At 41.5% G+C, this 25,862-nt stretch carries 25 protein-coding genes; 14 read left to right on the plus strand and 11 right to left on the minus strand.

Annotated elements, in window-relative coordinates; genetic code table 11:
- Positions 1-388: 388 nt before the first annotated feature.
- On the minus strand, positions 389-958 hold the full coding sequence (locus tag FTU66_RS11860) for a peptidylprolyl isomerase (protein WP_154321226.1): 570 nt from the start codon (positions 956-958) through the stop codon (positions 389-391).
- Positions 959-1,056: 98 nt separating this feature from the next.
- Here FTU66_RS11860 and FTU66_RS11865 point away from each other — a divergent pair, with 98 nt between their 5' ends.
- Positions 1,057-1,725, plus strand: a complete 669-nt coding sequence (locus tag FTU66_RS11865) for an acetoacetate decarboxylase family protein (protein ID WP_180112855.1) — start codon at positions 1,057-1,059, stop codon at positions 1,723-1,725.
- A 40-nt stretch (positions 1,726-1,765) separates the two neighbouring features.
- Here the strand turns inward: FTU66_RS11865 and FTU66_RS11870 are convergent, their stop codons facing one another.
- On the minus strand, positions 1,766-2,839 hold the full coding sequence (locus FTU66_RS11870) for an alpha/beta hydrolase (protein WP_131261892.1): 1,074 nt from the start codon (positions 2,837-2,839) through the stop codon (positions 1,766-1,768).
- Between the two features lie 220 nt (positions 2,840-3,059).
- Here FTU66_RS11870 and FTU66_RS11875 point away from each other — a divergent pair, with 220 nt between their 5' ends.
- From FTU66_RS11875 to FTU66_RS11895, 5 genes are all read left to right on the plus strand, one after another.
- Positions 3,060-3,539, plus strand: coding sequence for a hypothetical protein (locus FTU66_RS11875; RefSeq protein WP_178867890.1), 480 nt, complete (start codon positions 3,060-3,062; stop codon positions 3,537-3,539).
- A gap of 566 nt (positions 3,540-4,105) precedes the next feature.
- Positions 4,106-4,678 carry a nucleotide exchange factor GrpE gene (gene grpE, locus FTU66_RS11880; RefSeq protein ID WP_257220042.1) on the plus strand — a complete coding sequence of 191 codons (573 nt, stop codon included), beginning with the start codon at positions 4,106-4,108 and terminating at the stop codon, positions 4,676-4,678.
- 121 nt (positions 4,679-4,799) lie between these two features.
- On the plus strand, positions 4,800-6,737 hold the full coding sequence (gene dnaK, locus FTU66_RS11885; RefSeq protein ID WP_154321227.1) for a molecular chaperone DnaK: 1,938 nt from the start codon (positions 4,800-4,802) through the stop codon (positions 6,735-6,737).
- 219 nt (positions 6,738-6,956) lie between these two features.
- Positions 6,957-7,871, plus strand: coding sequence for a matrixin family metalloprotease (locus FTU66_RS11890; protein WP_004969807.1), 915 nt, complete (start codon positions 6,957-6,959; stop codon positions 7,869-7,871).
- 140 nt (positions 7,872-8,011) lie between these two features.
- Positions 8,012-8,389 (plus strand): hypothetical protein, encoded by a 378-nt coding sequence (locus FTU66_RS11895; RefSeq protein ID WP_162164695.1) that lies wholly within the window; start codon positions 8,012-8,014, stop codon positions 8,387-8,389.
- 70 nt (positions 8,390-8,459) lie between these two features.
- Here FTU66_RS11895 and FTU66_RS11900 read toward each other — a convergent pair whose 3' ends face one another.
- From FTU66_RS11900 to FTU66_RS11915, 4 genes are all read right to left on the minus strand, one after another.
- Entirely contained in the window at positions 8,460-9,746 is a 1,287-nt protein-coding gene (locus FTU66_RS11900) for a lytic murein transglycosylase (protein WP_004969803.1), read from the minus strand.
- Positions 9,747-10,423: 677 nt separating this feature from the next.
- Positions 10,424-11,545, minus strand: a complete 1,122-nt coding sequence (locus FTU66_RS11905; protein WP_104852791.1) for a 5-(carboxyamino)imidazole ribonucleotide synthase — start codon at positions 11,543-11,545, stop codon at positions 10,424-10,426.
- 14 nt (positions 11,546-11,559) lie between these two features.
- Positions 11,560-12,072 (minus strand): 5-(carboxyamino)imidazole ribonucleotide mutase, encoded by a 513-nt coding sequence (gene purE, locus FTU66_RS11910; RefSeq protein WP_019836195.1) that lies wholly within the window; start codon positions 12,070-12,072, stop codon positions 11,560-11,562.
- Positions 12,073-12,297: 225 nt separating this feature from the next.
- On the minus strand, positions 12,298-12,639 hold the full coding sequence (locus FTU66_RS11915) for a DMT family protein (RefSeq protein WP_004969799.1): 342 nt from the start codon (positions 12,637-12,639) through the stop codon (positions 12,298-12,300).
- A gap of 240 nt (positions 12,640-12,879) precedes the next feature.
- Here FTU66_RS11915 and mpl point away from each other — a divergent pair, with 240 nt between their 5' ends.
- Positions 12,880-14,250, plus strand: coding sequence for a UDP-N-acetylmuramate:L-alanyl-gamma-D-glutamyl-meso-diaminopimelate ligase (gene mpl, locus FTU66_RS11920; RefSeq protein ID WP_004969796.1), 1,371 nt, complete (start codon positions 12,880-12,882; stop codon positions 14,248-14,250).
- Between the two features lie 238 nt (positions 14,251-14,488).
- Positions 14,489-15,574: a zinc-dependent alcohol dehydrogenase family protein gene (locus FTU66_RS11925; protein WP_180112856.1), complete on the plus strand. Its 1,086-nt coding sequence runs from the start codon at positions 14,489-14,491 to the stop codon at positions 15,572-15,574.
- A gap of 161 nt (positions 15,575-15,735) precedes the next feature.
- Here FTU66_RS11925 and FTU66_RS11930 read toward each other — a convergent pair whose 3' ends face one another.
- A complete protein-coding gene (locus FTU66_RS11930; protein ID WP_096902010.1) occupies positions 15,736-16,017 on the minus strand; it encodes a GNAT family N-acetyltransferase in 282 nt (93 codons plus the stop codon).
- A gap of 398 nt (positions 16,018-16,415) precedes the next feature.
- On the opposite strand from FTU66_RS11930, the gene FTU66_RS11935 reads away from it, so the two are divergent.
- The 4 genes from FTU66_RS11935 to FTU66_RS11950 all read left to right on the plus strand — a co-directional run bounded on the left by FTU66_RS11935 (position 16,416) and on the right by FTU66_RS11950 (position 20,082).
- Positions 16,416-17,381, plus strand: a complete 966-nt coding sequence (locus FTU66_RS11935) for a TerC family protein (protein ID WP_104852786.1) — start codon at positions 16,416-16,418, stop codon at positions 17,379-17,381.
- Positions 17,382-17,542: 161 nt separating this feature from the next.
- Positions 17,543-18,883 (plus strand): guanine deaminase, encoded by a 1,341-nt coding sequence (gene guaD / locus FTU66_RS11940; protein WP_180038204.1) that lies wholly within the window; start codon positions 17,543-17,545, stop codon positions 18,881-18,883.
- Between the two features lie 217 nt (positions 18,884-19,100).
- Positions 19,101-19,628 carry a hypoxanthine phosphoribosyltransferase gene (gene hpt / locus FTU66_RS11945; RefSeq protein WP_019836204.1) on the plus strand — a complete coding sequence of 176 codons (528 nt, stop codon included), beginning with the start codon at positions 19,101-19,103 and terminating at the stop codon, positions 19,626-19,628.
- A 196-nt stretch (positions 19,629-19,824) separates the two neighbouring features.
- Entirely contained in the window at positions 19,825-20,082 is a 258-nt protein-coding gene (locus tag FTU66_RS11950; protein WP_004969785.1) for a GlsB/YeaQ/YmgE family stress response membrane protein, read from the plus strand.
- 174 nt (positions 20,083-20,256) lie between these two features.
- On the opposite strand, the gene FTU66_RS11955 is transcribed toward FTU66_RS11950, so the two are convergent.
- Together FTU66_RS11955 and dmeF are read right to left on the minus strand one after the other, a co-directional pair.
- On the minus strand, positions 20,257-20,904 hold the full coding sequence (locus FTU66_RS11955) for a DsbC family protein (RefSeq protein ID WP_372238852.1): 648 nt from the start codon (positions 20,902-20,904) through the stop codon (positions 20,257-20,259).
- A gap of 171 nt (positions 20,905-21,075) precedes the next feature.
- Positions 21,076-22,053, minus strand: coding sequence for a CDF family Co(II)/Ni(II) efflux transporter DmeF (gene dmeF, locus FTU66_RS11960; protein ID WP_180112857.1), 978 nt, complete (start codon positions 22,051-22,053; stop codon positions 21,076-21,078).
- A gap of 58 nt (positions 22,054-22,111) precedes the next feature.
- Between dmeF and FTU66_RS11965 the strand changes: the two genes are divergently transcribed.
- Together FTU66_RS11965 and FTU66_RS11970 are read left to right on the plus strand one after the other, a co-directional pair.
- Complete coding sequence (locus tag FTU66_RS11965; RefSeq protein ID WP_004969779.1) at positions 22,112-22,378, plus strand: metal/formaldehyde-sensitive transcriptional repressor; 267 nt, start codon at positions 22,112-22,114, stop codon at positions 22,376-22,378.
- A gap of 103 nt (positions 22,379-22,481) precedes the next feature.
- A complete protein-coding gene (locus tag FTU66_RS11970) occupies positions 22,482-23,669 on the plus strand; it encodes an MFS transporter (RefSeq protein WP_171287397.1) in 1,188 nt (395 codons plus the stop codon).
- Between the two features lie 124 nt (positions 23,670-23,793).
- On the opposite strand, the gene FTU66_RS11975 is transcribed toward FTU66_RS11970, so the two are convergent.
- Positions 23,794-24,129 carry a DUF1622 domain-containing protein gene (locus FTU66_RS11975; RefSeq protein ID WP_178319447.1) on the minus strand — a complete coding sequence of 112 codons (336 nt, stop codon included), beginning with the start codon at positions 24,127-24,129 and terminating at the stop codon, positions 23,794-23,796.
- Positions 24,130-24,447: 318 nt separating this feature from the next.
- The gene (gene mnmE / locus FTU66_RS11980) at positions 24,448-25,803 is read right to left on the minus strand and encodes a tRNA uridine-5-carboxymethylaminomethyl(34) synthesis GTPase MnmE (RefSeq protein WP_180112858.1); all 1,356 of its coding nucleotides are present in this window, start codon (positions 25,801-25,803) and stop codon (positions 24,448-24,450) included.
- Between the last annotated feature and the right edge of the window lie 59 nt (positions 25,804-25,862).

Raw genomic sequence — 25,862 nt, forward strand, 5'->3', positions numbered from 1 at the left:
TTTTCTGACTTAAATTTCGCTCAAATAAACTTCGAGTAATTTAAACCAATCAATCAATGAAATATCTTCGATCAATCAATCAGTAAAAATCCACACAAGTTGTTCTTCATAATCTCTTAATGATCTTAATTTCTGCCTCGTCAGCAGAAATTTTAACGCAAAACACTTCTAACAACTCAACCCTGTAAGCTAAGTTCGTAGGCTGTTTCGCGTCGGGATGTGTGCATTATAGGGCAATTTCCTACACGTGCAAGTGCTTTTAACTGCTTGTTTTCACGAGTGTTGGATTTTTACGCACTATTTTGGTTCAAGAACACACAAAACTCGCACTAACCCTATAATTTTAAATTAAAAATATGTTTTTCATATTTTTGCAATCTAAATCCGCTTATTTTGTTGGGGCAGCCTCTTTCACTTTCACACTGAGTATTTTTACCGCTTGTTTCGGTACATTTTGATGCATGCCATAGTTGCCTGTTGGTACTTTTACAATTTTATCGACAACATCCATACCTTTAGTGACTTGACCAAATACCGCATAGCCTGCGTTACGTGGACTTCGATTTAAGAAATCGTTATCTACCACATTAATAAAGAATTGGCTGCTGGCAGAATCAGGATGATTCATACGTGCCATCGCCAAGGTACCACGGGTATTTTTCAATCCATTACTTGATTCATTACGAATGGTCGCTTTGGTTGGCTTTTCTTGCATATTGGCATCCATACCACCGCCTTGCACCATAAAGCCTGGGATAACACGATGGAAGATCGTACCGTTATAGAAGTTTGACTTGGCATAGTTTTCAAAGTTCTTTGCAGAAACTGGGGCTTTGTCATTAAACAGTTCGATTTCAATATTGCCCATGCTGGTTGTCATTTCTACCACGGTGTTGGCTGCCATCGTATTGAAGCTGATAAGCATTGCTGCCATGGTAAACATACTTTGTTTTAACATTTGCTGACCAATCCATCTGTGTTGTATTTGCATTGCATCTATATTAATAAGATTATGCGAATAAATCAGTGGTTATTTTTTATCACGCTGGAAAACTTATGTATAAAAATAATTCAGATCAGATCCGACTGTGTCCAGCACCTTGGCAACTTCAAGGTGAAGCCTATATTTTAAATTATTGGCTCAGCCCGCATTTTTTAAATCTGGCACAGCCTTTTGGCTTAGCACCTTCTTTTTTAGGGCGTCTTGTTCAAGTCATGTGGGTACGTTATAACGCTAGCCCCATTGGCGCTTATGATGAGCTGCTGATTTTAGATCATCCTCTATTTAGGCAGCGTCGTTTATCTACCATTCCTAAAATTTTTGTTTCAACTGAGTCTTCTGTGCAACACGGACAACAGCTTTGGGGTATTCCGAAAGAACTGGCAAGCTTTGATTGGGATATTCAAGATCGACAGATAAGTTGCAAAATACAACACGCAGATTTGCAATTCGCCATTCAACTTGAAAAATGCAATACGCAACGTAGCTTTATTGATAGTCATTACATCCCTGCTGCGCTTTTAAAAATTCAGCAAACATGGCAAGGGAAATCTTATCAATTTAATCCTTCTTTTCGCGGCAGATTAATCCCACTCAAACATGCGTCTTGGCAATCGAATCCAAGTTTGTTTCCTGATTTTAATCAGGCACGCTTCATCAATGGTTTTTACGTGCCTGAGTTCGAACTGACTTTTCCAGAAGCCGAAATCTCTACTCTGGTTTAACCGTTCCACGTGAAACAGATTAACAAAGACAACCCAAGGTTTAGCTACGTGGTCGATCCCAAAATTTTCTAAAGTTTTTACACATTTCAATGCTGATTTTTTTGGCGCGACGCGACACAAAGGTCATGCTAATAAAACCATGTGTTTGATCTAAATATTCTACATATTTTACCGTGACAGCATGTTGACGTAATTTATGTGCATAAATTTCAGCTTCATCATGCAAAACGTCATGCCCTGCTGTGACCACAAAGGCAGGCGCTAGTTTTTTCAATTTGCCAAAAGTTGGCGAAATGATTGGATCATCCAAAGCGACCTGATGCTGTGTGACATAGTGCTGTGTGACAAAATCAATATCTTGCCCCGTCAGCACCAAACCATCTTTATAAGCAAAGAATGAAGGATGGCGACTCTTAAAATCTAAGGCTGGATAAATTAAAAATTGTGCGTCAGGTGCATAGGCTGAATGAGCACTACGCTGTGCAACCACCGCTGCAATATTACCACCCGCACTATCGCCTGCCACCGCTATGCGATTTTTTAAAATTTTCATTTCTCGACGATGTTGATATGCCCATGCCAAAGCATCTTCACAGACTTGAATAATCTGCTGTGGACTAGCTTCAGGCGCGAGTGGATATTCCACACTCAACACTTGTGCATGGGCATGTACCGCCATTAAGCGGCAAAATTCGTCATGACTGTCTAAACCACCCACCACAAAACCACCACCATGATAAAACACGATTAAAGGCAATTTTTTATGTGGTGCAGGATGATAATAACGCGCTGCGATATTGCCACTGGCTAAGTTTAAACGGATTTCTTCAACTCGTTTGACCGCAGTTGGAGTGCTCAGAATAGATTGCATTTGTCGATCAAATGCCTGTCTAGACTGTACAGGGTCAGCACCAATAAAACCAATTTTCCCTTGTTTTAATTGTGCCGCCATCATGCATTTAATAAATGGATCAAGGTCTGGATAATGATACGGATAACCCAAAGCTTGAGCCAAAGTATGATGTACTCGACTTGGTAACTTATTTAATGCACGCGCAGCAGCACCTTGTCCTTTGTGCAATTTATTTTTGAGAGATGAATTCAAAATTTGCATGCCTGTTCCTTTTTATATGTCTGCATGATTTGCCTAAACGCTTCATAATTTCTTCATGATCAACAGCACAGTGACCATTTTGTTATACAAGTGCTTCAATCGTTATACACATTCAAATTACCTATACGCTACCCTGCTTTTATGACGCTGTCATTGACACTATTGCGGTCTATGATTGATGTTTCAGACAAATTTACCTCATCGGCTCAGGAGGCAGAGCATGACAAAAAAATTGATCTTACTTTCGTGCGCAACTGCCATTTTAGCCGTAGGTTGCGTGGTCGTGCCTGACGAAGGTTACTACGATGGACGATATGAGCCACGCTATGACCGTCGCTATGATGATGATCATCGACGGTATGACAATGATCGGCAGCGTTGGGAATATCAACAAGGTAAAAATCGGGTTGAGTTAGAGCGTCGTAAACGTGAACTAGAACGTCGTGAATGGGAACAAAAACGACAACAGCAATTACAGCAACAACGCTATGAACAAGAGCGACAACGCTTAGCAGAGCAACGCAAACGCTTATCGGAACAGCAGCGTAAACAGCTAGAGCAAAAGCGTAAGCAGCAAATTGAAGCTGAACAAAAAAAGCGTGAGGAAGCACGTAAACGCTGGCAACAACAACGTGATGCACAACAAAAGCGCTGGCAGGAAAACCGTAAAGACCGTGAACAACGACGTGATCGTGATTGAGTCTTGCAGCAAAGCAAAACAAATGAGGTAAAAAAAGGGCTTATTCAGAAGTTAGATAAGCCCCGAAAACACATTTAGCAATACACAAGAAACTACAGCGATATAGCATCTATGCGCAAAGAATAAGCAGTGTTAGGTTTTGTGTAAAATATATAATTACTCTCGATTAAGCTGTTTTAGCGATTAATCAACCAAAACTTAAAAACTCTAATCATACGCATGCACAATATAGTGAACAAACACCCAGTCGAATCCTGTTGATAAAACAGTGTTTTTAGCTATCTCCGTAATAAAAGCACTGGTTTAGCTGAATAATCAGCTCCCTATTACCATACTTTTTTAAACAAAAAAATATTATAAGTTTCAAAGTTTAATTTGCTTCATTCATCCGCCGACATCTTGATTCAAAATGTATTTTTTTGACCAAATTTCATGGCAATGAAAATTAATCTACTGGCACGCTTGAATTTTGCCTGCCCTGCCCCGATTTCTTAGCTAATTACGAACTTCTCTAACCATGGCAGTTCAGCAATAACGCAGTTAGCACTGACGCCAAAGGACTGTACATGTTTAAAAACCCATTTAAACGGAGTAAATCAATGGCAACTGAGCAGAACGAACAAACTCAAGACCTTGAGCTAGAGCAGACGGAACAACAAACAGCGCAAGATACTGAGCAAGCAGAAGTTTCCGTTGAGTCTTTACAAGAACAACTGAGCAAACTTGAAGAAAACCTAAAATTGGAAAAAGCACGTACTGCCAATGCAGTTTACGAAGCGGAAAAAACCAAAGAGCGTTTAGAACGTGAAGCAGATACAGCTAAAAAGTTTGCTTTAGAAAAGTTTGCTAAAGAATTATTGGATTCTGTAGACAACCTTGAGCGTGCTATTGCCGCCAATGGTGATGAAAAAACTGCCTTGTCTGAAGGTGTGGAACTGACCTTGAAATCATTACTGACCACTTTAGAAAAGTTTGGTGTGGTGGTGATTGATACAGCCAATGGTTTCAATGCAGACCTGCATCAAGCCGTAGGGATTGATCCAAATGCAAAAGCCAATGAAATTGGCAACGTATTACAAAAAGGCTACACCTTACATGGTCGCTTACTCCGCCCTGCAATGGTGATGGTTGGCGCTTAAGCCTTATAAAATCGAGAGTTGATAAAAAATTTTCATCTAAACAACTTGAAAAATTTTGATTGGCTCTCATATCGAATAACAAGTGAAAACATTGCAAAAGAATTTTTGAGGAAACATCCAAATGGCTAAAATCATTGGTATTGACTTAGGTACAACTAACTCATGTGTAGCGGTACTTGAAGGCGACAAAGTTAAAGTAATTGAAAACGCAGAAGGCGCACGTACAACTCCATCTATTATTGCTTATAAAGATGGCGAAATTCTTGTAGGTCAATCTGCAAAGCGTCAGGCTGTAACTAACCCGAAAAACACATTATTCGCAATTAAGCGTTTGATTGGTCGTCGTTATGAAGACCAAGCGGTACAAAAAGACATTGGTCTTGTGCCTTACAAAATCATCAAAGCAGACAATGGCGATGCTTGGGTTGAAGTGAATGACAAGAAACTTGCACCACAGCAAATTTCTGCAGAAACTTTGAAAAAGATGAAAAAGACTGCCGAAGATTATTTGGGCGAAACAGTTACTGAAGCCGTGATTACTGTACCTGCGTACTTTAACGATGCACAGCGCCAAGCAACCAAAGATGCGGGTAAAATTGCAGGCTTAGAAGTTAAACGTATCATCAACGAACCAACTGCTGCTGCGCTTGCATTTGGTATGGACAAGAAAGAAGGCGACCGTAAAGTTGCTGTATATGACTTGGGTGGTGGTACTTTTGACGTATCGATCATTGAAATTGCAGACCTTGATGGCGACCAACAAATTGAAGTGTTATCTACCAACGGTGATACCTTCCTTGGTGGTGAAGACTTTGACAATGCCTTGATCGAATACTTGGTTGAAGAGTTCAAAAAAGAGCAAAACTTCAACTTGAAACAAGATCCATTGGCATTACAACGTCTGAAAGAAGCGGCTGAGAAAGCAAAAATCGAGCTTTCATCTTCAAATGCGACTGAAATCAACTTGCCATATATCACTGCAGACGCAACAGGTCCGAAGCACTTGGTGATGAACGTGACTCGCGCCAAACTTGAAGGTTTGGTTGCTGATTTAGTCGCTCGTACCATTGAGCCATGTAAAGTTGCGCTACAAGATGCAGGACTTTCAACTTCTGACATCTCTGACGTGATTTTGGTGGGTGGTCAATCACGTATGCCACTTGTACAACAAAAAGTACAAGAATTCTTTGGCAAAGAGCCACGTAAAGACGTAAACCCAGACGAAGCTGTTGCAATTGGTGCAGCAATTCAGGGTGCCGTATTGTCTGGTGACAAAACTGACGTATTGCTTCTAGACGTAACTCCGTTAACGCTTGGTATTGAAACTATGGGTGGCGTGTTGACGCCAATCATTGAGAAAAACACCACGATTCCTGCGAAGAAATCTCAAGTGTTCTCAACAGCGGCAGACAACCAGCCTGCAGTAGACATTTCAGTTTACCAAGGTGAGCGTAAAATGGCTCAACAAAACAAATTGTTGGGTAACTTCCAATTAGGTGACATTCCACCAGCGCCACGCGGTGTGCCACAAATTGAAGTTTCGTTCGACATTAACGCTGACGGTATCTTGAAAGTGTCTGCAAAAGACAAGAGCACAGGCAAAGAACAATCGATTCAAATTAAAGCAAACTCTGGTTTGAGCGATGCTGAAATTGAAGCGATGATTAAAGATGCTGAAGCAAATGCTGAAGAAGACCGTAAGTTTGAAGAACTTGCAAAAGCACGTAACGAAGCGGATGCTTTAGTTTCTTCTGCTCAAAAAGCAGTAAAAGACCTTGGTGAACAAGTGACTGCCGATGAAAAAACTGCGATTGAAACTGCAGTCACTGAGCTTGAAGCGACAACCAAAGAAAATGATGTAGATGCAATCAAAGCAAAAACTGAAGCATTGCAAAACATCATCATGCCAATTACGCAACGTGCGTATGAAGCTGCACAAGGTCAAGGCGGTGCACAAGGTTTCGACCCAAATGCATTTGGCGGTGACGCAGGTCAACAAAAAGCCGATGATGGCGTTGTGGATGCTGAATTCACTGAAGTCAAAGATGATAAAAAATAATTTGTCGCTTTAACGCACATCAAAAACCGCGCTGCAAGCAATTGCAGCGCGGTTTTTCTTTTCGATATCCATACACTGACTTCAAGATTTAAATGAAAGAGCACAGACAATTGGACGCTCAACCGAGTACAATAGATAAAATGATGCTCTAACTGCAAATAGATTGAGTTTCTGCCCTACTTTCGGCTACAGTAAACCCAAAAAAGGATGTCGCTAGCAATGCGTTTGTTTCTATTGGGTGCAATCATACTGTTTTCTATCTTGCTGATTTATCAAAATATTCAACATCCTCATACACGACACAATACTGCACTAGATCATTTAAAACATCCTTTAGATACTCGCTTACGTTATCGTATTGCTGAAGTCGATCCGCGTTTTGGCTTAAGCCATGCCGATTTACTACAACTGAGTCAGGAAGCCACCCATATTTGGAAACAAGGGACGGGACAAGATTATTTTGTATATGACCCGAACGCCAAGCTCGCCATTCACTTGATTTATGATCAACGTCAAGATGAATCAAACCAACGCCAACAACAACTTACAGCCATTGAACAACGCCAACAACACTGGAACAATCAAAACCAAAATATTCAAGCACTAAAACAAGAAATTGCAGATAAAAATCAACAACTTGATGCAAAAAAAATGCTATTTGAACAACAACTTGAACAATACAATCGTCAAGTACAGCAAATTAACCAAAGTGGTGGGCTACATCCTTCGCAACAGGAAATTTTTGCAGCCAAAAAACAAGAAATCCAGCAACACATGTGGAGTTTAGAACACGAAATAGCGCAATTTAATCAGCAAATTAACCAGCTCAATCAACAAGTCGATGCCCTCAATCAACTTAATCAAGACATTGATGTATCCATCCAGCAATTTAATGCACGTTTTCAACCACGTTTATTTGATAAAGGCAGCTTTGATGGTCAGGCCATTCGGATTTATGAGTTTCAATCTAAAGATGATTTACGTCTAACTTTGGCGCATGAATTTGGTCATGCTTTGGGTTTAGCACACCATAACGACCCTTATGCCTTAATGTATCCAATGCTAAAAGATCAGCAGTTGCAGAATTTCCAACTGCGCCCTGCCGATCTCGATTTACTCCATGCACGGCATTGAGCAATCTGGCAAACTGAAGTGACTAAAACACAAAACTCCCCTCACCCTGTACGATAGTTGCATATCCATTACACGTGCAAAGGCAGCAAATTTACTCATTTCATGTTATTGTGAAGGCTCTGTATAACCCTGAACGATCTGTGGAGATTCATGTGAGTTACTACCATATCCTGATTGAAGTAAATGACCACATCAGCACGATTGAACAAAGCCGTGATATCGAAATTTTTGATATTGTTGAGCTTCAACCTTGTCTCCACTCGATTTTATTGCCGTATTTTAATGAGCAAGTGATTGAACTTGAAGATGAAAATATTGAATACAAAGATATTTTGCATCTTGAGGTTAGACAGACCTTATTACCAATTGAACACCTGATTGAAGAAGAACAGCGTTTGCTGCCAAGTGATACCGACATCACCATTTCAGCTTATGAAATTTTTAATAACAAAGAATTAAGCCAAGATGTCACGACTGTGATTTTTGATTTGCTTGAAGCAGTGAAAATTGAACCTTAATCCCCTGTTTTAAGACAAAAATTAAAAAGGTCTGCACATTTGCAGACCTTTTTAATGCAATCACAACAACTTATTGCATCATTTGTTTGGCCGCTTCATTACGAAACGCTCTTAAAATTTGCTGCCCTGCCCGACCTGTTGCAGCCAAGCCGAGTCGAGTCTGTTCCTGACGAATCGCTTGACGGGTTTTGTCGCCAATTAAACCATCCACTTCACCAATGTCATAACCACGGCTTAACAAAAAGCGTTGAATTTCACGGCGTTCTGCGCGGGATGTACCTGCATCATCGGTTGGCCAAGCGGTGCGGAATGCAGACTGCCCCATTAAACGATCTGATAAATGCGCAATCGCTAAGGCATAACTTTCTGCTGCGTTATAGCTATAAATGGCATCGAAGTTTCTAAACACTAAGAATACAGGGCCATTCGCACCTGCAGGTGCCATCAAGCCTGCCTGACTACTGCCCGATAAATTGCCCTGAATTAATGCCGAACCATCTGCACGAGTCAACCCACGATTAACCCAACTGCTGAGGGATTTTTTATTGCGTCGCCCTTCACCACTCAAAGACATGCCTGCAGGCACTTTGACTTCAAAGCCCCACGGCTGCCCTGTTTGCCAGCCGCGACGTTTTAAAAAGTTAGCGGTGGAAGCCAAAGCATCTGGAATACTAGATACTAAGTCACGGCGACCATCACCATCAAAATCGACCGCCAACTCATCATAGGTCGATGGCATAAACTGAGTATGCCCAAACGCCCCTGCCCATGAGCCTTTTAATTGTGATTCAGTGACATCACCACGTTGCAATAAACGCATGGTGGTAAAAAACTCACCTCGGAAATAGCTTTGACGGCGTCCTTCACAGCTCAAGGTACCTAGCGCTTGCAATAATGGATAGGATCCTGAAATCGCACCAAAGTTACTTTCTACACCCCAAACCGCCACTACGGTTTCTGCAGGTACGCCATAGGCTGCTGCAACACGATTGAGCACATCACGGTGCTGTGCCAATTTCTGCTGTCCTGCCTGCACGCGCTCATCATCGACCAAGCCTGAGAGATAATCCCAGATTGGCGTAGAAAATTCAGGTTGGTAATTTAAACGCTCAATGACTGAATAATCTGGACTGAGATTTTGAGTATAGCGATCATAACTGCTGCCACTCACCCCTTTGGCAATGGCTTGGCTGCGTAAATTGGCCAAACAACTTTGAAAATGGTTTTGTGGTTGAAAATTTGCAGATGTACTGACCGTTGGTGTTACGGTGACAGATTTTCCATTGATAATCAGTTCTGCCTGAACCTGAGTAGCTGCCATTGCAGCTGTCGCAAAAATCACAGCGAAACGATGCATAATACCCTTTGATGTGTTTTGAATTTAAATCTTGGCTTTACCATAACACCTTCAGCCACAGAGATCAGATGAAAATCTGTAACTTTAAATTCATTTACACAGTTTTAAATTCATTTTCTCGTTTTAAATTTAAAACACTTATCCACAAGTACAGCATCTCACATTTTTAAATTCAAAATCACAACACATGATAAGACTTTTAAATTTAAAAGTTTAAATTCAAATTAAACCAACCCAAGTTACCCACAAAACACGACATTCACTGCATATTTACGATGTATTGCTTTGAATTTAAAAGTAGCTTTTTAAATTTAAAGATCAAAAGAGCCGCTACTTTATTTAAATTCAAAACTGCAGATCTATCTTTAAATTCATTTCTGATATTTAAATTCAAAGTTGAAGCATCGCTTTAAATTTAAAACGCGCTATTTGAATTTAAAGTTTTGAATTCATAATTATCATCTGTTTCCCATCAGACTTGTGCGCATTTTTATTTTAAGTATTGCTTTGCTACGGTGATGGTTGCTTATTCAGCCTGATCTATCTTAATCAACCTAAAATTACAGCGTCAATCCTAGACAGATTAACGGTAGAACACCTTAAAAATAGGCAGAATAAAAACGTGAAAGTATAAAAAAGCGCTCATCGTGATGAGCGCTTTGGTGTCATTTTTAAATTTACAAGCTCATATCAGCACTGAGCGCCAATGGATTTGGTAAAATTTTTGCCAATTGGCGGCATAAATCTGTCAATTCAGCGGCATCATTCGGCATTAAAGTAATATGCCCAATTTTACGGCCTTCACGCTCAGTTTTATTGTACAAATGCAAATGTGCGCCATTCAATGCCAACACATCTTCAGTTTTGGGATGCTGACCAATAATATTGACCATCACCGTTGGACGTACCACTTCAGTTGAGCCTAACGGTAAACCTGCTACAGCACGAATATGGTTCTCAAACTGCGAACACACCGCGCCTTCAATTGACCAGTGACCTGAGTTATGCACACGAGGTGCCATCTCGTTGGCATACAAGCCCTTGTCAGTGACAAATAGCTCTAGCGTTAATACACCAACATAATTTAAGTGATTGAGCAGGCGAGTGATGTAGTCTTGCGCCACAGGCTGTAAGTCTGCGCTGTTTGGTGCTGGTACAATCGAATGCGATAAAATACCGTTGTGATGATGGTTTTCTGCCAATGGCCAAGTTTTTACTTCACCATTTTGACCACGCACCGCAATAATAGATACTTCACGTGAAAAAGTAACAAAACTTTCTGCAATCAAGCTGCCTGCAGGGCCAAGTTCTGCCCATGCTTGTTCAATCTGATCTGCACTGCGCAGTACAAACTGACCTTTGCCATCATAGCCGCCTGTTGCGGTTTTTAGCACAATTGGCAGACCGAGTTCAGCTACAGCAGCCTGTAAACTTTCCAGCGAGTTGACGGCTTGGTACGGCGCAACAGGAATCGCCAATTCATCAAATAAGCCTTTTTCCAGCAAGCGGTTTTGGGCAATTGCCAAAGCCTGACGTGGTGGATGCAAGTCTTTGTGCTTAATCAATACATCAACATCAGCCAACGGAGTATTTTCAAACTCAAGGCTGAATACATCGGCACTGTGTATAAAATCTTGTAGGCTATTTTCGCTTTTGCTGGCAAAAACCTGACCCAAGGTTGCCGCTGGGCAATCTGGACTGGCTTCAAAAAAGGTACATTGAATATTTAAGGGTAAAGCCGCTTGTGCCATCATGCGACCCAATTGACCGCCACCAAAAATACCGATGGTCTTATCCATAGTAATTGTCCCGCTTAAGCCTGACCTGGAATATTGTTGCTTGAAACTTTCTCAGTTTGCGCGGCACGGAAATTGGCAACATTTTGTGCAATTTCTGGACGGGTTAAACCTAAAATTTGGGCTGCCATAATTGCCGCATTGGTTGCTCCCGCAGGACCAATCGCCAATGTACCTACGGCAATACCTGCAGGCATTTGCACAATTGAAAGTAATGAATCGACACCATTTAAAATTGAAGATTTCACTGGCACACCCAAAACAGGTAAATCAGTTTTGGCTGCACACATACCCGGTAAGTGTGCGGCACCACCAGCGCCTGCAATAATCACCTGAATGCCACGATCACGCGCTTGTTCAGCATATTCAAATAAGCGATCTGGGGTACGGTGTGCAGAAACGACTTCCGCTTCAAATGGGACACCAAGCTGCTTCAGCATATTGGCAGTGTGTTCGAGAGTTGCCCAATCCGATTGAGAACCCATGATAATTCCAACGAGAGGAGCGTCTTGTGCAGCGGCCGCGTTCATTACAAATATTCCAGAAACGAAACTAAGGAAAGAGAAATTCAGGCGAGAAAGCCAAGCTTGAATAAGAACTCCACATTATAGACTGATTTTTCGACTTGTTAAAATTGAACACGGCGACTCAACCGACTTTTTTGATTATTTTTATCTGGTTATTTTCTAATAATTAACCACAGGCTCACACCATTGCAGCTACGCGAGCTGTTTAAGCCATGCAAAAGCACCATTTTAAGATGCTCGAAACACAAAATATACGCAGCCACATAAACATAAAGCTGCCCATAAATAATCCAGTTTAAAAGGTTGCTTAAACAAAAAAATCATAAACGGGACAAACACCAATAAAGTCACAACTTCTTGGGTAATTTTCATTTGACCGACCGCCCAGCCATGCTGCGCCAGCAAACGGGTAGCAGGAATCATCAAACTGTATTCAAACAGGGCGATCACCCAACTGAATAAAATAGCCTGCCACAGCGGCGCATCATGTGGTAAAAACTTGAGATGACCATACCACGCCAAGGTCATAAAACAGTTTGCAACCACCAAAAGTAAAAATGCTGAAGACATTGTGTCGTACTATCTTAAAAATTCAGTTTTATTTTACGAGCTATTTGCCATGAAAAATGCAAGAGCAGCAATTTTTTACATCGTTTGGCGCAGATTCAGCGCTGAAAAATCCCTGAAAGGAGATACAAGAATCACTATCTTTTCGCCAAAACCCTTGCTATCGTTGCTTCAAATCAAGTTAATCACGACAACAGCACAAAAATACGTGATGTGTCTATAAAAGCAGTGGAGTAAGGCGGAATGCATCTGCATATTTTGGGTATTTGTGGCACATTTATGGGCTCATTGGCACTTTTGGCCCGCGATTTAGGACATACCGTCACAGGTTCAGACCAAAACGTCTATCCACCGATGTCGACTCAACTGGAAAATGCAGGCATTACCTTAATGCAAGGTTATGACCGCAGCCATTTACAACCGCATCCAGATTTAGTGATTGTGGGCAATGCCATGAAACGTGGGATTGATGCGGTTGAATACATGCTGAATGCAGGTTTACCGTATATTTCTGGCCCGCAATTTTTGGCCGATCATGTCTTGCAAGGCAAACACGTACTGGGCGTTGCAGGCACGCACGGCAAAACCACCACCACCACCATGTTGGCGTGGGTATTGGATCAGGCAGGCTTAGAACCGGGCTTTTTAATTGGCGGCGTTCCTTTAGGCTTTAGTGAAAGTGCACGTTTGGGTGCAGGCAAGTATTTCTGTGTCGAAGCCGATGAATACGACTCTGCGTTTTTTGATAAACGCTCCAAGTTCGTACATTACCATCCTAAAACCGCCATTTTAAATAACCTTGAATTTGACCATGCCGATATTTTTGATGATTTGGCCGCAATTCAAAAACAATTCCATCATTTGGTGCGTACCATCCCAAGTGAAGGGCGCATTATTGCCCCAATTACAGAAACCCATATTGATGAAGTGTTAGAAATGGGTTGCTGGACACCTGTGCTACGTACTTCGCTCAATGCAGACCCACAAGCGGAACTGTATGCAGAACAACTTGCAGCAGATGGTTCACATTTTAAAGTTCTGAAAAATGGTGTGCTACAAGGTGAAGTGCGCTGGAATATGACAGGGCAACACAGTGTCGCCAATGCCTTGGCAACCATCGCCGCAGCAGAGCATGTTGGGGTTGCAATTGAAACCGCATGTGCAGCGCTGTCCAATTTTGGTGGGGTGAAACGCCGTATGGAGTTATTAGGCACCATACGCGGCATTGAAGTCTATGATGACTTTGCCCACCATCCAACCGCAATTGAAACCACACTGGACGGCGCACGTAAGCGTTTGGGTGAGCGTAAGCTTTGGGCGATTATTGAACCACGTTCCAACACCATGCGCATGGGCAGTCATAAAGAGGGCTTGGCAGATTCAGCACGTTTGGCGGATGCTGTGATTTGGTATCAACCTGAAGGTTTAGACTGGGATTTACAGCCTGTGGTTGCGGCTGCTCGCAATCATGCGGTGGTGGCCAATACTTTGGATGAAATTATTCAAAAAATCGTGAGCCAAGCAGGTGAGGGCGATGCAGTGGTGATTATGTCAAATGGTGGATTTGGTGGTTTACATCAAAAACTCATTCAAGCGTTGCAACACACGGCTTAAAATCGCTTAAACTGATTTAAAACTCTTTCAAAAAAAATCCCCTGTTTTTGGCAAAAAATAGGGGATTTTTATATTAATTATAAATTTATATATTATAATTATTAAAATCAACAATACTGCTCATGAACTTGTCATCTTGACCTGTTACTTTAAAAAGATTACATCCTGCGAGCATGACGGTTGCTACAGGTTGGCTGCTGGATGTCTTTCATCATTATTACTAAGAAGGATGGTCACAATGTCAAAAACAATGAAAGCCATGGTCTACCACGGCGCCAATGATATTCGTTTTGAAGAACGCCCACGTCCAGAAATTTTACAACCAACAGATGCCGTGATTCGTCTCACCAAAACTACAATTTGCGGTACTGACTTAGGTATTTGGAAAGGTAAAAACCCAGAAATTCAAGACACTGCAGTTGCCAAGACAGGGCTATTTGATGGCCGTATTTTAGGTCACGAAGGTATCGGGATTGTTGAAGAAGTCGGTTCGGCAGTCAAAAATTTCAAAAAAGGCGACAAGGTGATTATTTCTTGTGTCAGCCGTTGTGGTACTTGTGAAAACTGTCAAAAACAACTCTATGCACACTGCCAAAATGAAGGCGGTTGGATCATGGGATATATGATTGATGGTACTCATGCTGAATATGTCCGCACTCCATTTGCAGACACTTCTTTATATTTGCTGCCTGAAGGTTTAAATGAAGAAGTTGCGGTTTTCTTGTCTGATGTATTGCCAACTTCACATGAAATTGGTGTGCAATACGGCAATGTTAAACCTGGTGATACCATTGCCATTGTCGGTACAGGTCCAATTGGCATGGGTTGTCTGCTTACCGCACAGTTCTATTCTCCTGCACAAATTATCGCAGTCGATATGGACGATAACCGCTTGGCGATGGCAAAAGAGTTGGGGGCAACCCATACTATTAACTCTGCCAAAGAAGATGCGGTACAACGTATTTTAGAGATTACAGGTGGTCGCGGGGTAGACTGTGCCATGGAAGCTGTAGGTGTCGAAGCCACTTGGGATATTTGCCAAAATGTCGTGAAAGAGGGCGGACATATTGCCAATGTGGGCGTACATGGTAAGTCGGTATATTTTGAGTTAAACAAACTCTGGATTAAAAACCTGACCATCACTACGGGTTTGGTGAATACCAATACGACAGGTATGCTGTTAAAAACCTGCTGTTCAGGCAAATTACCTTTAGAAAAACTGGCAACGCACCATTTTAAATTCTCTGAATTTGAAAAAGCCTATGATGTGTTTAAACATGCTTCAGATGAAAATGCCATGAAAGTGATGATTAATTACGAATAATCTTGGCTTAACTATGTTACAAAAAAGCCAATCTACGCGCTGTGGATTGGCTTTTTTGGGCTTTTATAATATTTTCAAGAAAATTTTAGACTGCACGACAGACGAAGTCTGCATGCTGTTTTAATACCAACACATTAGATTATTTCAACGTAGAAAGACTTTTAAGCCACGACATCAGCATATTGTGTATCTGTTTCAAAAGCCGTCTCAATATAAGAGCACACGGGTACAATTTTTAGCTGCTTTTCACGTGCAAAGGCGACCAAAATATCTAATAGCTGACGGGCAACCCCTTGACCTCGTAATGTCAGATCGACCCAAGTGTGATCTGCTAAAATAGTGTGATCATCTTGATATTGATAAGTAATTTCAGCGATATGCCGACCATCTCGTTCAATAAAAAACTCGCCACCGCGTTGGGTTTTTTGATGTTGAATTTGCATAAGTCCACCTATCAAACTAAATCTATTTTTTCAATTTGCCACACTCTTTACGAAATATTGTGCTGAATTTGTACAAATTAAAGTGATTTACCATACAGAATAAATTGCACAACACTTAAAATTATGTAATTCTTTACGCAGATTTAGGCAGCGTCCTAATCCCAAATTATGTTGAACAAGGGGAGTAGCCTCCTCCAAGCGTTAAAATATAACTTTAACGTGTCAGCGTTTCGTCATTACACTTTGCAAAAAGTCGGACGCTGAGCATAGTGCACATACTTGTTGATACAAGTCCGCTCTATGTAGGCAAGACCTTGATCATGTTGTTACAGATGTTTGAAATCATCTGACAACAGGTCAAGGTTTTTTTGTGGCCAGTTGTTGGATGTGGAGATTGTATGGAATCCATCGGCAATTTATGGCTATATCTGGTCTTTTTTGCAATTGTTGCAGTCATGCTCGCCATTGACTTCTTAGGCTTTAAACAAAAAGCAGGCGAATCGGTCAAAGTCAAAACCGCTGCGTATTGGAGTATCGCCTGGGTCAGTGTGGCAGCTTTATTTGGTGGCGGTTTATGGCTGTATCTTAAACACAGCGTTGGGCTAGAAGTCGCCAACACCAAAGTCATGGAATACTTTGCGGGTTATTTGCTGGAAAAATCACTGGCGATTGATAATGTATTCGTTTGGTTGATGATCTTCGCCGCATTCGCCATCCCACCGGGCTTACAGCGTAAAATTTTACTCTACGGCGTACTGGGCGCAATTATTCTCAGAACCATTTTTATTTTTATTGGAGCTTGGTTTGTACAAGAATTCTCCTGGATTTTGTATATTTTTGGCGCATTTTTGGTCTACACAGGCTTTAAATTCTTAAAAGGTCCAGAGCAAGAAGCCAGCAATATTGAAGATATGGCGTTGTTGAAATGGCTACGCAAACACATGCGTATTACCCCAACACTGGAAAAAGATCAGTTTTTTGTGCGCCAAAATGGTGTACTTTGGGCAACGCCATTATTTTTAGTTTTAATTTTGGTCGAAGCATCTGACGTTATTTTTGCCGTGGATTCTATCCCTGCAATTTTTGCCGTGACTACCGATCCGTTTATTGTACTCACTGCAAATCTTATGGCTATTTTGGGCTTACGTGCCATGTTTTTCTTGCTCTCAGGCGCAGCCACTAAAATGCATTATTTACCGTATGGGCTGGGTTTAATTCTGCTATTTATTGGCTTTAAAATGCTGATGTTAGATGTATTCCACATGCCTATCTGGATTTCACTCGGCTTTATTGTACTTGTGCTGACAATCACTGCGTGGTTATCAATTCGACATAGTCGAAAACACCATGAAACCACATTATAAAATTTAACAGTCCTCATCATCGTTGCAAGCCTTCTTTCGAGAGGGCTTTTTTATATCAATTGAGCTAAGTTTTAATTTACCGTACGATAAATTTTATCATACTGCTACAAGCCACATTTAAGGTACAATCTCTTGAAAAAATGAAAAATGTAGGTTGTTTTATGCCATCTCCTGTACAACGCACCGCAATTCGTGGTCGCTTTCTTGATTTCAAAAACTGTACCAGCCAAGCCGATCAAATTTCAGAACAAGTCCGTTATGTAGACGATGGCTTGTTAATTTGCGAACAAGGCAAAATTCAGTGGTTTGGTTCATGGCAAGAAGGGCAGGCACAGCTAAACGCCAACACTGAGTTCCAACATTATCCTGACCATCTCATTGTGCCTGGCTTCATCGACACCCATATTCATTTTCCACAGACTGAAATGATTGGCGCGTATGGTGAACAATTACTGGAATGGCTGAATACTTATACTTTTCCGACTGAACTGCAATTTGCAGATAAAGCCTATGCTGATCAGATTGCACAATTTTTTGTGCAGGAATTACTGAAAAATGGCACCACCACAGCTTTGGTGTTTTGTACGGTACATCCTGAATCGGTAGATGCGTTGTTTGAAGCGGCAGCACAACATCAAATGCGTTTAATTGCAGGTAAAGTGCTGATGGATCGGCATGCACCTGAAGCATTGTGTGACAGTGCAGACTCAGGCTATACAGACTCTAAAGCGTTGATTGAAAAATGGCATGGAAAAGGACGTAATCTCTACGCGATTACGCCACGTTTTGCACCGACTTCTAGCCCTGAGCAACTGGCGCGGGCAGGGCAACTCAAAGCCGAATATCCCGATGTTTATGTACATACCCATTTAAGTGAAAATCACAATGAAATTGCGTGGGTGAAACAATTATTTCCAGAGCAAAATGGATATTTAGATGTTTATCATCACTATGGTTTAACAGGTTCACGTTCGGTTTTTGCGCATTGTGTGCATTTAGAAGAACATGAATGGCAATGTCTGCATCATACCGATTCTGCAATTGCCTTTTGTCCAAGCTCCAATTTATTTTTGGGCAGCGGTTTATTTCCGCTGCATAAAACTTGGGAGCGACAGGTGAAGGTCGGTTTAGGTACAGATATTGGCGCAGGCACCACGTTTAATGTACTGCATATCCTCAATGAAGCCTATAAAGTACAACAACTGCAAGGGGCAAAACTCTCTGCTTTTGAAGCGTTGTATCACGCCACATTAGGTGCTGCCAAAGCTTTGGACTTAGACGATAAGCTGGGGAATTTTAAGGTAGGCAAAGAAGCCGATTTTGTGGTGCTGGATTTAAATGCCACCGCTTTACAACGCTTACGACAACAACGTTCCAAACATCTTGAAGATGCATTATTTGCCCTCATTACTTTAGCAGATGACCGTAATATTCATGCGACCTATATTTATGGACAACGTGCCTACTACCAACCCAATCAAAACTCAGCAGCAGGTGGCTAAACCTGCGCAATCCTCGTATATAAAACCCATCGGATGGGCAATGCTGATACTCGGTTGTGCCTTGTTGTTACGCACAGATTCTCACCCAGCACAAAAATGATGCTATTTTAACCATGCAAGCACGTGCAACATCGCGCAAGATATATTAAAATTAGGGCATATTTTGGGGTGTTGCAGGTCAACACCTTTTTTATTTTTGCTTTTTAGGTATCTACCCATGACAGTTGAAATGCAGGTTTTGATTTCTGCAGAAGAAATCCAGACAAAAGTTCAGGAACTTGGTCAAAAAATTAATGCTCATTATGCCAATAGCGACAAAGAGTTGGTTTTAATTGGCTTATTACGTGGCTCTGTATTGTTCATGGCAGATTTATGCCGCACCATTCACAAGCCGCATGAACTGGATTTTATGACTGTATCCAGCTACGGCGGGGGCACGGTGTCATCGCGTGATGTGAAAATTTTAAAAGATTTAGATGGTGAAATTCGCGGTAAAGATGTTTTGGTAGTTGAAGATATTATCGACTCGGGCAACACCCTAAATAAAGTGATGGAAATTTTGCAAACCCGCGAGCCAAATTCAATTGAGCTATGTACCTTAATTAGCAAGCCATCACGCCGTGAAATTGAACTTGAAGTTAAATTCATGGGCTTTGAAATTGAAGATAAGTTTATTGTCGGTTATGGCTTAGATTACGACCAGAAATATCGTCATATTCCGTTTATTGGCGAAATTGGCTTATAAAACAAACACACCTCGCTTAAAAAAAGTGATCGTTTCAGATCACTTTTTTTATGGCTAAAATTTGCATTTCATCTATCTAACAGGACAAAAACACAACATGCTGTAGCATTATTCGACTATTTTCCTTGGGATTTTTCAGCAAAAATAAGTCTGAAACATGATGTAAAACATAAACAAAGATAACAAGGAGCTGCTCATGTGGTCATTAATTGTCGCAATTGTGGTGGGTTTTATTGCAGGTCTAATCGCCCGCGCGATTCATCCTGGAGATGATAAAGCAGGGTTTATTGTCACCACCTTACTTGGGATTGCAGGGTCTTTATTGGCAACCTATGCAGGGCGTATGATGGGATTGTACGGTGATGGTTCTGCCGCAGGCTTTATTGCCTCCATCATTGGTGCGCTGATTATTCTATTTATTTATAATACGTTCATGAAAAAATCGCGTGCTTAAATCCTGTATTAACGACTGTAATTTTTCAGTCAAACATCTTCTCTCTCAATAAAAAAACCGCCTAAAAATTGAGGCGGTTTTTTTATATCTACTTCGCAATCACAAATTTCAGGTTTGCTCCGATACACACTACACAATTTTAGTTGCCAATATCAGATAAAAAATTAGCCGTTCTTAAAGACCAAATTCTTTAAAAATCTGTTCAATTTGTGCCGCAGGATATGCTCCCATAACTTTAAAGCCATTCGAGAAAATAATCGCAGGCGTACCGTTTACACCTAAACGATGCGCTAAAACAATGTTGCGCTCCACAGGGTTGGCACAACTGCTTTGACTTGTAGGCAATTGTGCTTTTGTGATCAGGTTTTCCCAAGCAAGAGCAGGGTTTTTCTCACAATACACCTGTTTAGATGGCGCAACAGATTGCGCTTTTAACGGCAAAATAAAGGTATAGATTGTAATGTTGTCCAGCTTTTTCAGTTCAGCCTCAAGCTGTTTACAATATGGGCAATTTGGGTCAGAAAAGATCGCAATCTGACGTTTTCCCGTACCTCGCACACTTTTGATTGCATCTTGTAACGGTAACTTTTTCCAATCGACACTGTTTTGTTGGATCAATAAATCTTTGGTTAAGTTATGCTGATCCTTTAAACGAATCATTGAACCCGCCAAAATATGTTGTGCATCTTCATTCAAATACACCACTTGACCATCCATAGAGGCACTGTAAATACCTTTCATTTCTGTGGCTTGAATATTGTCTAATTTCAGTTGCGGATGCTGTTGTTTGACATTTTTACTAACCGTTGCAACATCGGCCATGCTCACGGCGCTGCATAATCCCATTAAGGCAGCTAAACTCAATTGTTTAATCATGTGTTTCATCTAAATAAAGTAAATTTAGCCTGATTCTAAGCTGAAAGCTGCACAGAATTCAGTATTTTTAAGCCAGAATTACGCAATTGCTACAACTCGTTTTTGCTATGCAACGCTTTAGGTTTCACGTGGAACATTCAAGCCTGATGGCGGATTAATTTCTACTGAAATATGCACAATTTCTTCATGAATGGCGAGGGCGGTGCGGACTTGATCTGCGTCTAAATCGTGTGCGGTTTCCAATGCCAAAATACAGGAAAATTTACCCTGTCCGACTTTCCAAACATGCAAGTCTGTAATCATCACACTGACTGGTAACTCTGCAATCACTTCACGAATTTCATCCACCACAGGATGATCCATTTCTGCATCCAGCAATGTTTTCCCTGTTTCCTGCATCAAACCTATCGCCCAACGCGCCACTAAAATTGAACCAACAATACCTAACAGTGCATCTAGAAAATCCCAGCCCCAATATTTACCCGCAATTAAAGCAATAATCGCAAAAATTGAAGTCACCGCATCTGCCACCACATGCATAAAGGCGGCTTTTTGATTCAGTTCATGGCTGTCATGCGTATGCTCATGATGGTGATGGTGATGGTGATGGTGATGGTGATGGTGATGGTGATGGTGATGGTGATCATCTTCATGTAATAACCATGCACAAATCAAATTGACCAATAACCCTAAAATTGCAATTGGGATGGCTTGGTTATACTGGATATCGACAGGAAAAAATAAACGCTCGATAGAGTGAATTGCCATAAATGCAGCCACCACCAACAATAAAATGGCGCTGCTATAGCCAGCTAAAATTTCAATTTTCCATGTACCAAAACTAAACCGTGTATCTGCTGCATAATGACGTGCTGCCCGATAGGCAAAATAAGCCAAGCCTAGCGCCAGCATGTGTGAGCTCATGTGCCAGCCATCCGCTAGCAAAGCCATGGAATGAAAAATCCAACCACCCAAGATTTCCAAGAACATCATGACAGCCGTCAGCAAAGCCGCATATAATATTTTTTTCTGCGCCAGCGGATTGCCTTGATCGAATTGATGTGGATGGATACGATGAGAGTGTTGCTGACGCATAATGGGAAATCATTGTTAAATATACTCCCATAGAGTATATAAAAATTGAGGTGATGTGTTGGGTCATTTACATACAGATAAGAAAATTTTAAATCGCGTCAAACGCCTACAAGGACAAATTGGGGCAGTAGAACAAGCACTTCACAATCCTGATCATGGCTGTATTGAAGTTTTACAACAAGTCGCAGCCATTAAAGGTGCGGTCAATGGTTTGATGAATGAGTTAATCGAATCGCATTTACGCCATCATGTGATTGGTGATCAATGCGCGATTGATGAACATGAACTGGAAGAGTTTATGAAATTGCTGAAACGCTATGCTTAAACACAAATAGGCTTGACCAGATTCAAGGCTTGTCTTTACACTGAGTGATATTTCTCACTATATGAGACTAAACTCAACAGTTTAGCCATCAATCGAGTTTTTTATGACTCAATCTCAATCTTGGCATCCTTTTGTGATGATCAGCCTCGCCCTGATTATTGGCACCATGGGCACGGCACTTGCAAGCCCACTGTATCCAATTTATCAGGAACTGTGGCAGCTTTTACCTAGCCATATCACCTTTATTTTTGTGGCGTATATGCTCGGTTGTTTGGCTACCTTGCTCTTTTTAGGGCGTACCAGCAACAGTATCGGCTTCTTAAAAACCTTAGAATTGGGTTTAGTGATCATCACCCTCGGACTGATTCTGTCGATGTTTGCCACCAATGCACTTTGGCTTGCTTTGGGGCGTTTTGTGATTGGAATTGCTTCAGGTCTTATGACTACATCGGCGTTAATTGGCTTAATGTGGAGTATCCCCGAATCACATAAAGCACATGCGCCACAGCTCAGTTCAGTCATTACCGCAGTCGGGTTTGGCTTAGGTCCTTTGCTCGGTGGTGGTGTGGCACAATTTTCAGCAGCGCCTTTGTTTAGTCCATATATTCCTGTCATTTTGGGTGCAGTACTGTGTTTTATTGGATTGTTACGTTTAGCACCGCCTGAATTTACGCCACAAGCCTTCTCGATTGCCCCAAAATTAGAACGCCCAGAACCACGCTTTCATGCAGAATTTTATATTACAGGTTTAACCGCATTCTGTGCCTTTGCTGCCTTTAGTTTATTTGCTTCGCTCTCTCCCTCTTTTGTGCAAGTGATTATTCCGTGGCACGGGCCTTTGGTCAGTGGTTTGGCCATCACCTGTATTTTGCTGATTTCAGCGCTGGTGCAGTATTTTTCTAAAGCCATTCCTGCACAAAAATGCCTAAATTATGGGCTGTATTTGCTGTTATTGAGTTTATTGGTACTCGGTTTATGCATGTATTTACATTGGAGTTTTCTATTTTTTGTGAGTGATGTGCTGCTAGGCATAGGACACGGGTTGGCATTGATTGGTGCTTTTGGCTTAATTCATGCCATGACCAATCTACAGAATCGCGCTGCAGTGATGTCGACCTATTTATTTGTGGGCTATTTAGGCACAATTCTGCCAATTATTGCAGTCGGTTATCTGGCCGATCATTTTGGTTTAACCACCGCCGTACTTAGCTTTTGTGCAGCCATCTGCTTACTGTGTGGCTACATCATTATTTGGTATCGCCAGTTGCAGAACAAACCTGTTTTAGGATGAAGTTTCATCTAAACGACAAACTAAAATCAGGACAAGGTTTGGATCAGCTGAGTTTATTCGAATATTCAAATCTTGTAGATGAATGGGACTATGTCTTCTATTTTGATCTCAAACTCAATAGCCATTATTTTTCATTAAGGGCTTGATGTTCTAACTCTTTGGTCAGGAAGTAATTCAAAAAGGTTCGAATCACTGCAATGATCGCCAGTTTAATTAGGCTATCTAAATCTGGATCTACTGTGGTGGCTAAAATATCTGCAGCCAACTGAAATTCAAGTGCCGTCGCGAGCCAATCCCCAAAACAATAACGTGCAGTACGCCCCGATTTTAACTGAACCAGCACCCATAAAGTTTTAACCAGACCAATCACCACGCAAATCACAGAAATGGCTTCGAGTGACAATTGCAAAAAATGAACCGAAGAAATGAGTATTTCACGTAAAAAAGCCAGTTCAAACATCCAAATACCTCCATCAGAGATTTCATCTCGTGCATTTAGGATTGAATTGAGCGCCAATTTTTGATTATTTTCTCATCATAGCTTTAAATGCTGCGGTTTAAAAAGACTTACGTGATTATTGATGGGTTTTCATAAAGATAAATTGAAACGTTTAAATATGACATAAGTTAGATCGGGCTTGTGCCGAATGAGAAACTAAACATTAACGAATAGGCTGATTTTTAGTAGCAGATCACCCCAAATAGGATAATAAAAAAGCACTAAGCCACTCAAACTTAATGCTATTTTTGTATCAAATCAGGAAGTAATCGCTAAAAATCATTTCCCAATACAAAACGATCCAAAAATCTTGCCCAACAAATCATCTGCAGAAAAATCACCAGTGATCTCACCCAAAGCATTCTGTGCAAGACGTAACGACTCGGCTACTAATTCCCCCGCATGATAGACCACCAACTGCTCACGTGCTTCAGCCAAATACTGCTGCGTGCGCTTCATTGCGTCTAAATGACGGGTACGTGCAATAAAGGTATCTTCTTCAGGCTGAAAGCCTGCATGCGCTGTAATCGCCTCTATGAGCGATTGAACACCTGTTTCTTGTTTGGCCGACACAGTAATATGTCTAAACCCTTTAAAATCTGAAATTGTAGCTTGTACACCAGTTAAATCACATTTATTGCCAATCAACATCAAACGCTTCGGTTCAATATGTTCAGCAAAATAATGCTGTGCCAATTGCAATGGATCTTCGTTTTGGCTCAAGTCATAGACCAATAACAATAAATCTGCCTGTTCAATTTCTTTAATCGCACGGCGAATCCCTTCCTGTTCCACAATATCCCCTGTTTCACGCAAGCCTGCAGTATCAGTCAGGGTAATTGGTAAGCCATTCAGGGTAATTTTTTCATGCAATACGTCACGAGTAGTCCCTGCAATATCGGTCACAATCGCACGTTCAATACCCGCCAAGGCATTGAGTAAGGAAGATTTACCTGCATTCGGTTTGCCCGCAATCACCACCTGCAGACCTTCACGCAACAATTGTCCCTGACGCGCAGATTGTTGCACAGCAGTCACCGAAGCAGCCACTTCATCCAGCAAATTAAGGATTTTCCCATCGGCCAAAAAGTCAATTTCTTCTTCAGGAAAATCAATAGCAGCTTCAACATGCAGACGTAAGTGAATTAACTGTTCCAGCACGGTATTCACTTTGGTGGAAAAAGCCCCTTGCAGGGAACGTACAGCAGAACGCGCAGCGGCTTGTGAAGTGGCATCAATTAAATCAGCAATGGCTTCGGCCTGTACCAAATCTAGCTTGCCATTTTCAAAGGCGCGCATCGAAAATTCACCCGCTTTGGCAGCCGTTGCACCGAGTTCCAGTAAACGTGCCAACAGCGCATTTTGAATCACTGGGCCACCATGCCCTTGTAGTTCCACCACATCTTCGCCAGTAAATGACTGAGGATTGGGGAAACAAATCACCAAACCTTCATCCATGACTTCATTGGCTGCATCGTAAAACTGGCGAAAACCTGCATAACGCGCTTTGGGTAAGTCTTTTTGGGTCAATGCTGCGGCAATCGCATAGGCTTTTGGTCCCGACAGGCGAATCACCCCCACACCACCACGGCCAGGTGGAGTCGCGATTGCGGCAATGGTGCTGCGGTTATACATAAAATTCACCTAAAACTTTCAAAATATATGCAAAGAAAAATCCGCCTAAGATTACCATC

The sequence above is a fragment of the Acinetobacter sp. YH12131 genome (genome assembly GCF_013418635.1).
Classification (GTDB): domain Bacteria; phylum Pseudomonadota; class Gammaproteobacteria; order Pseudomonadales; family Moraxellaceae; genus Acinetobacter; species Acinetobacter towneri.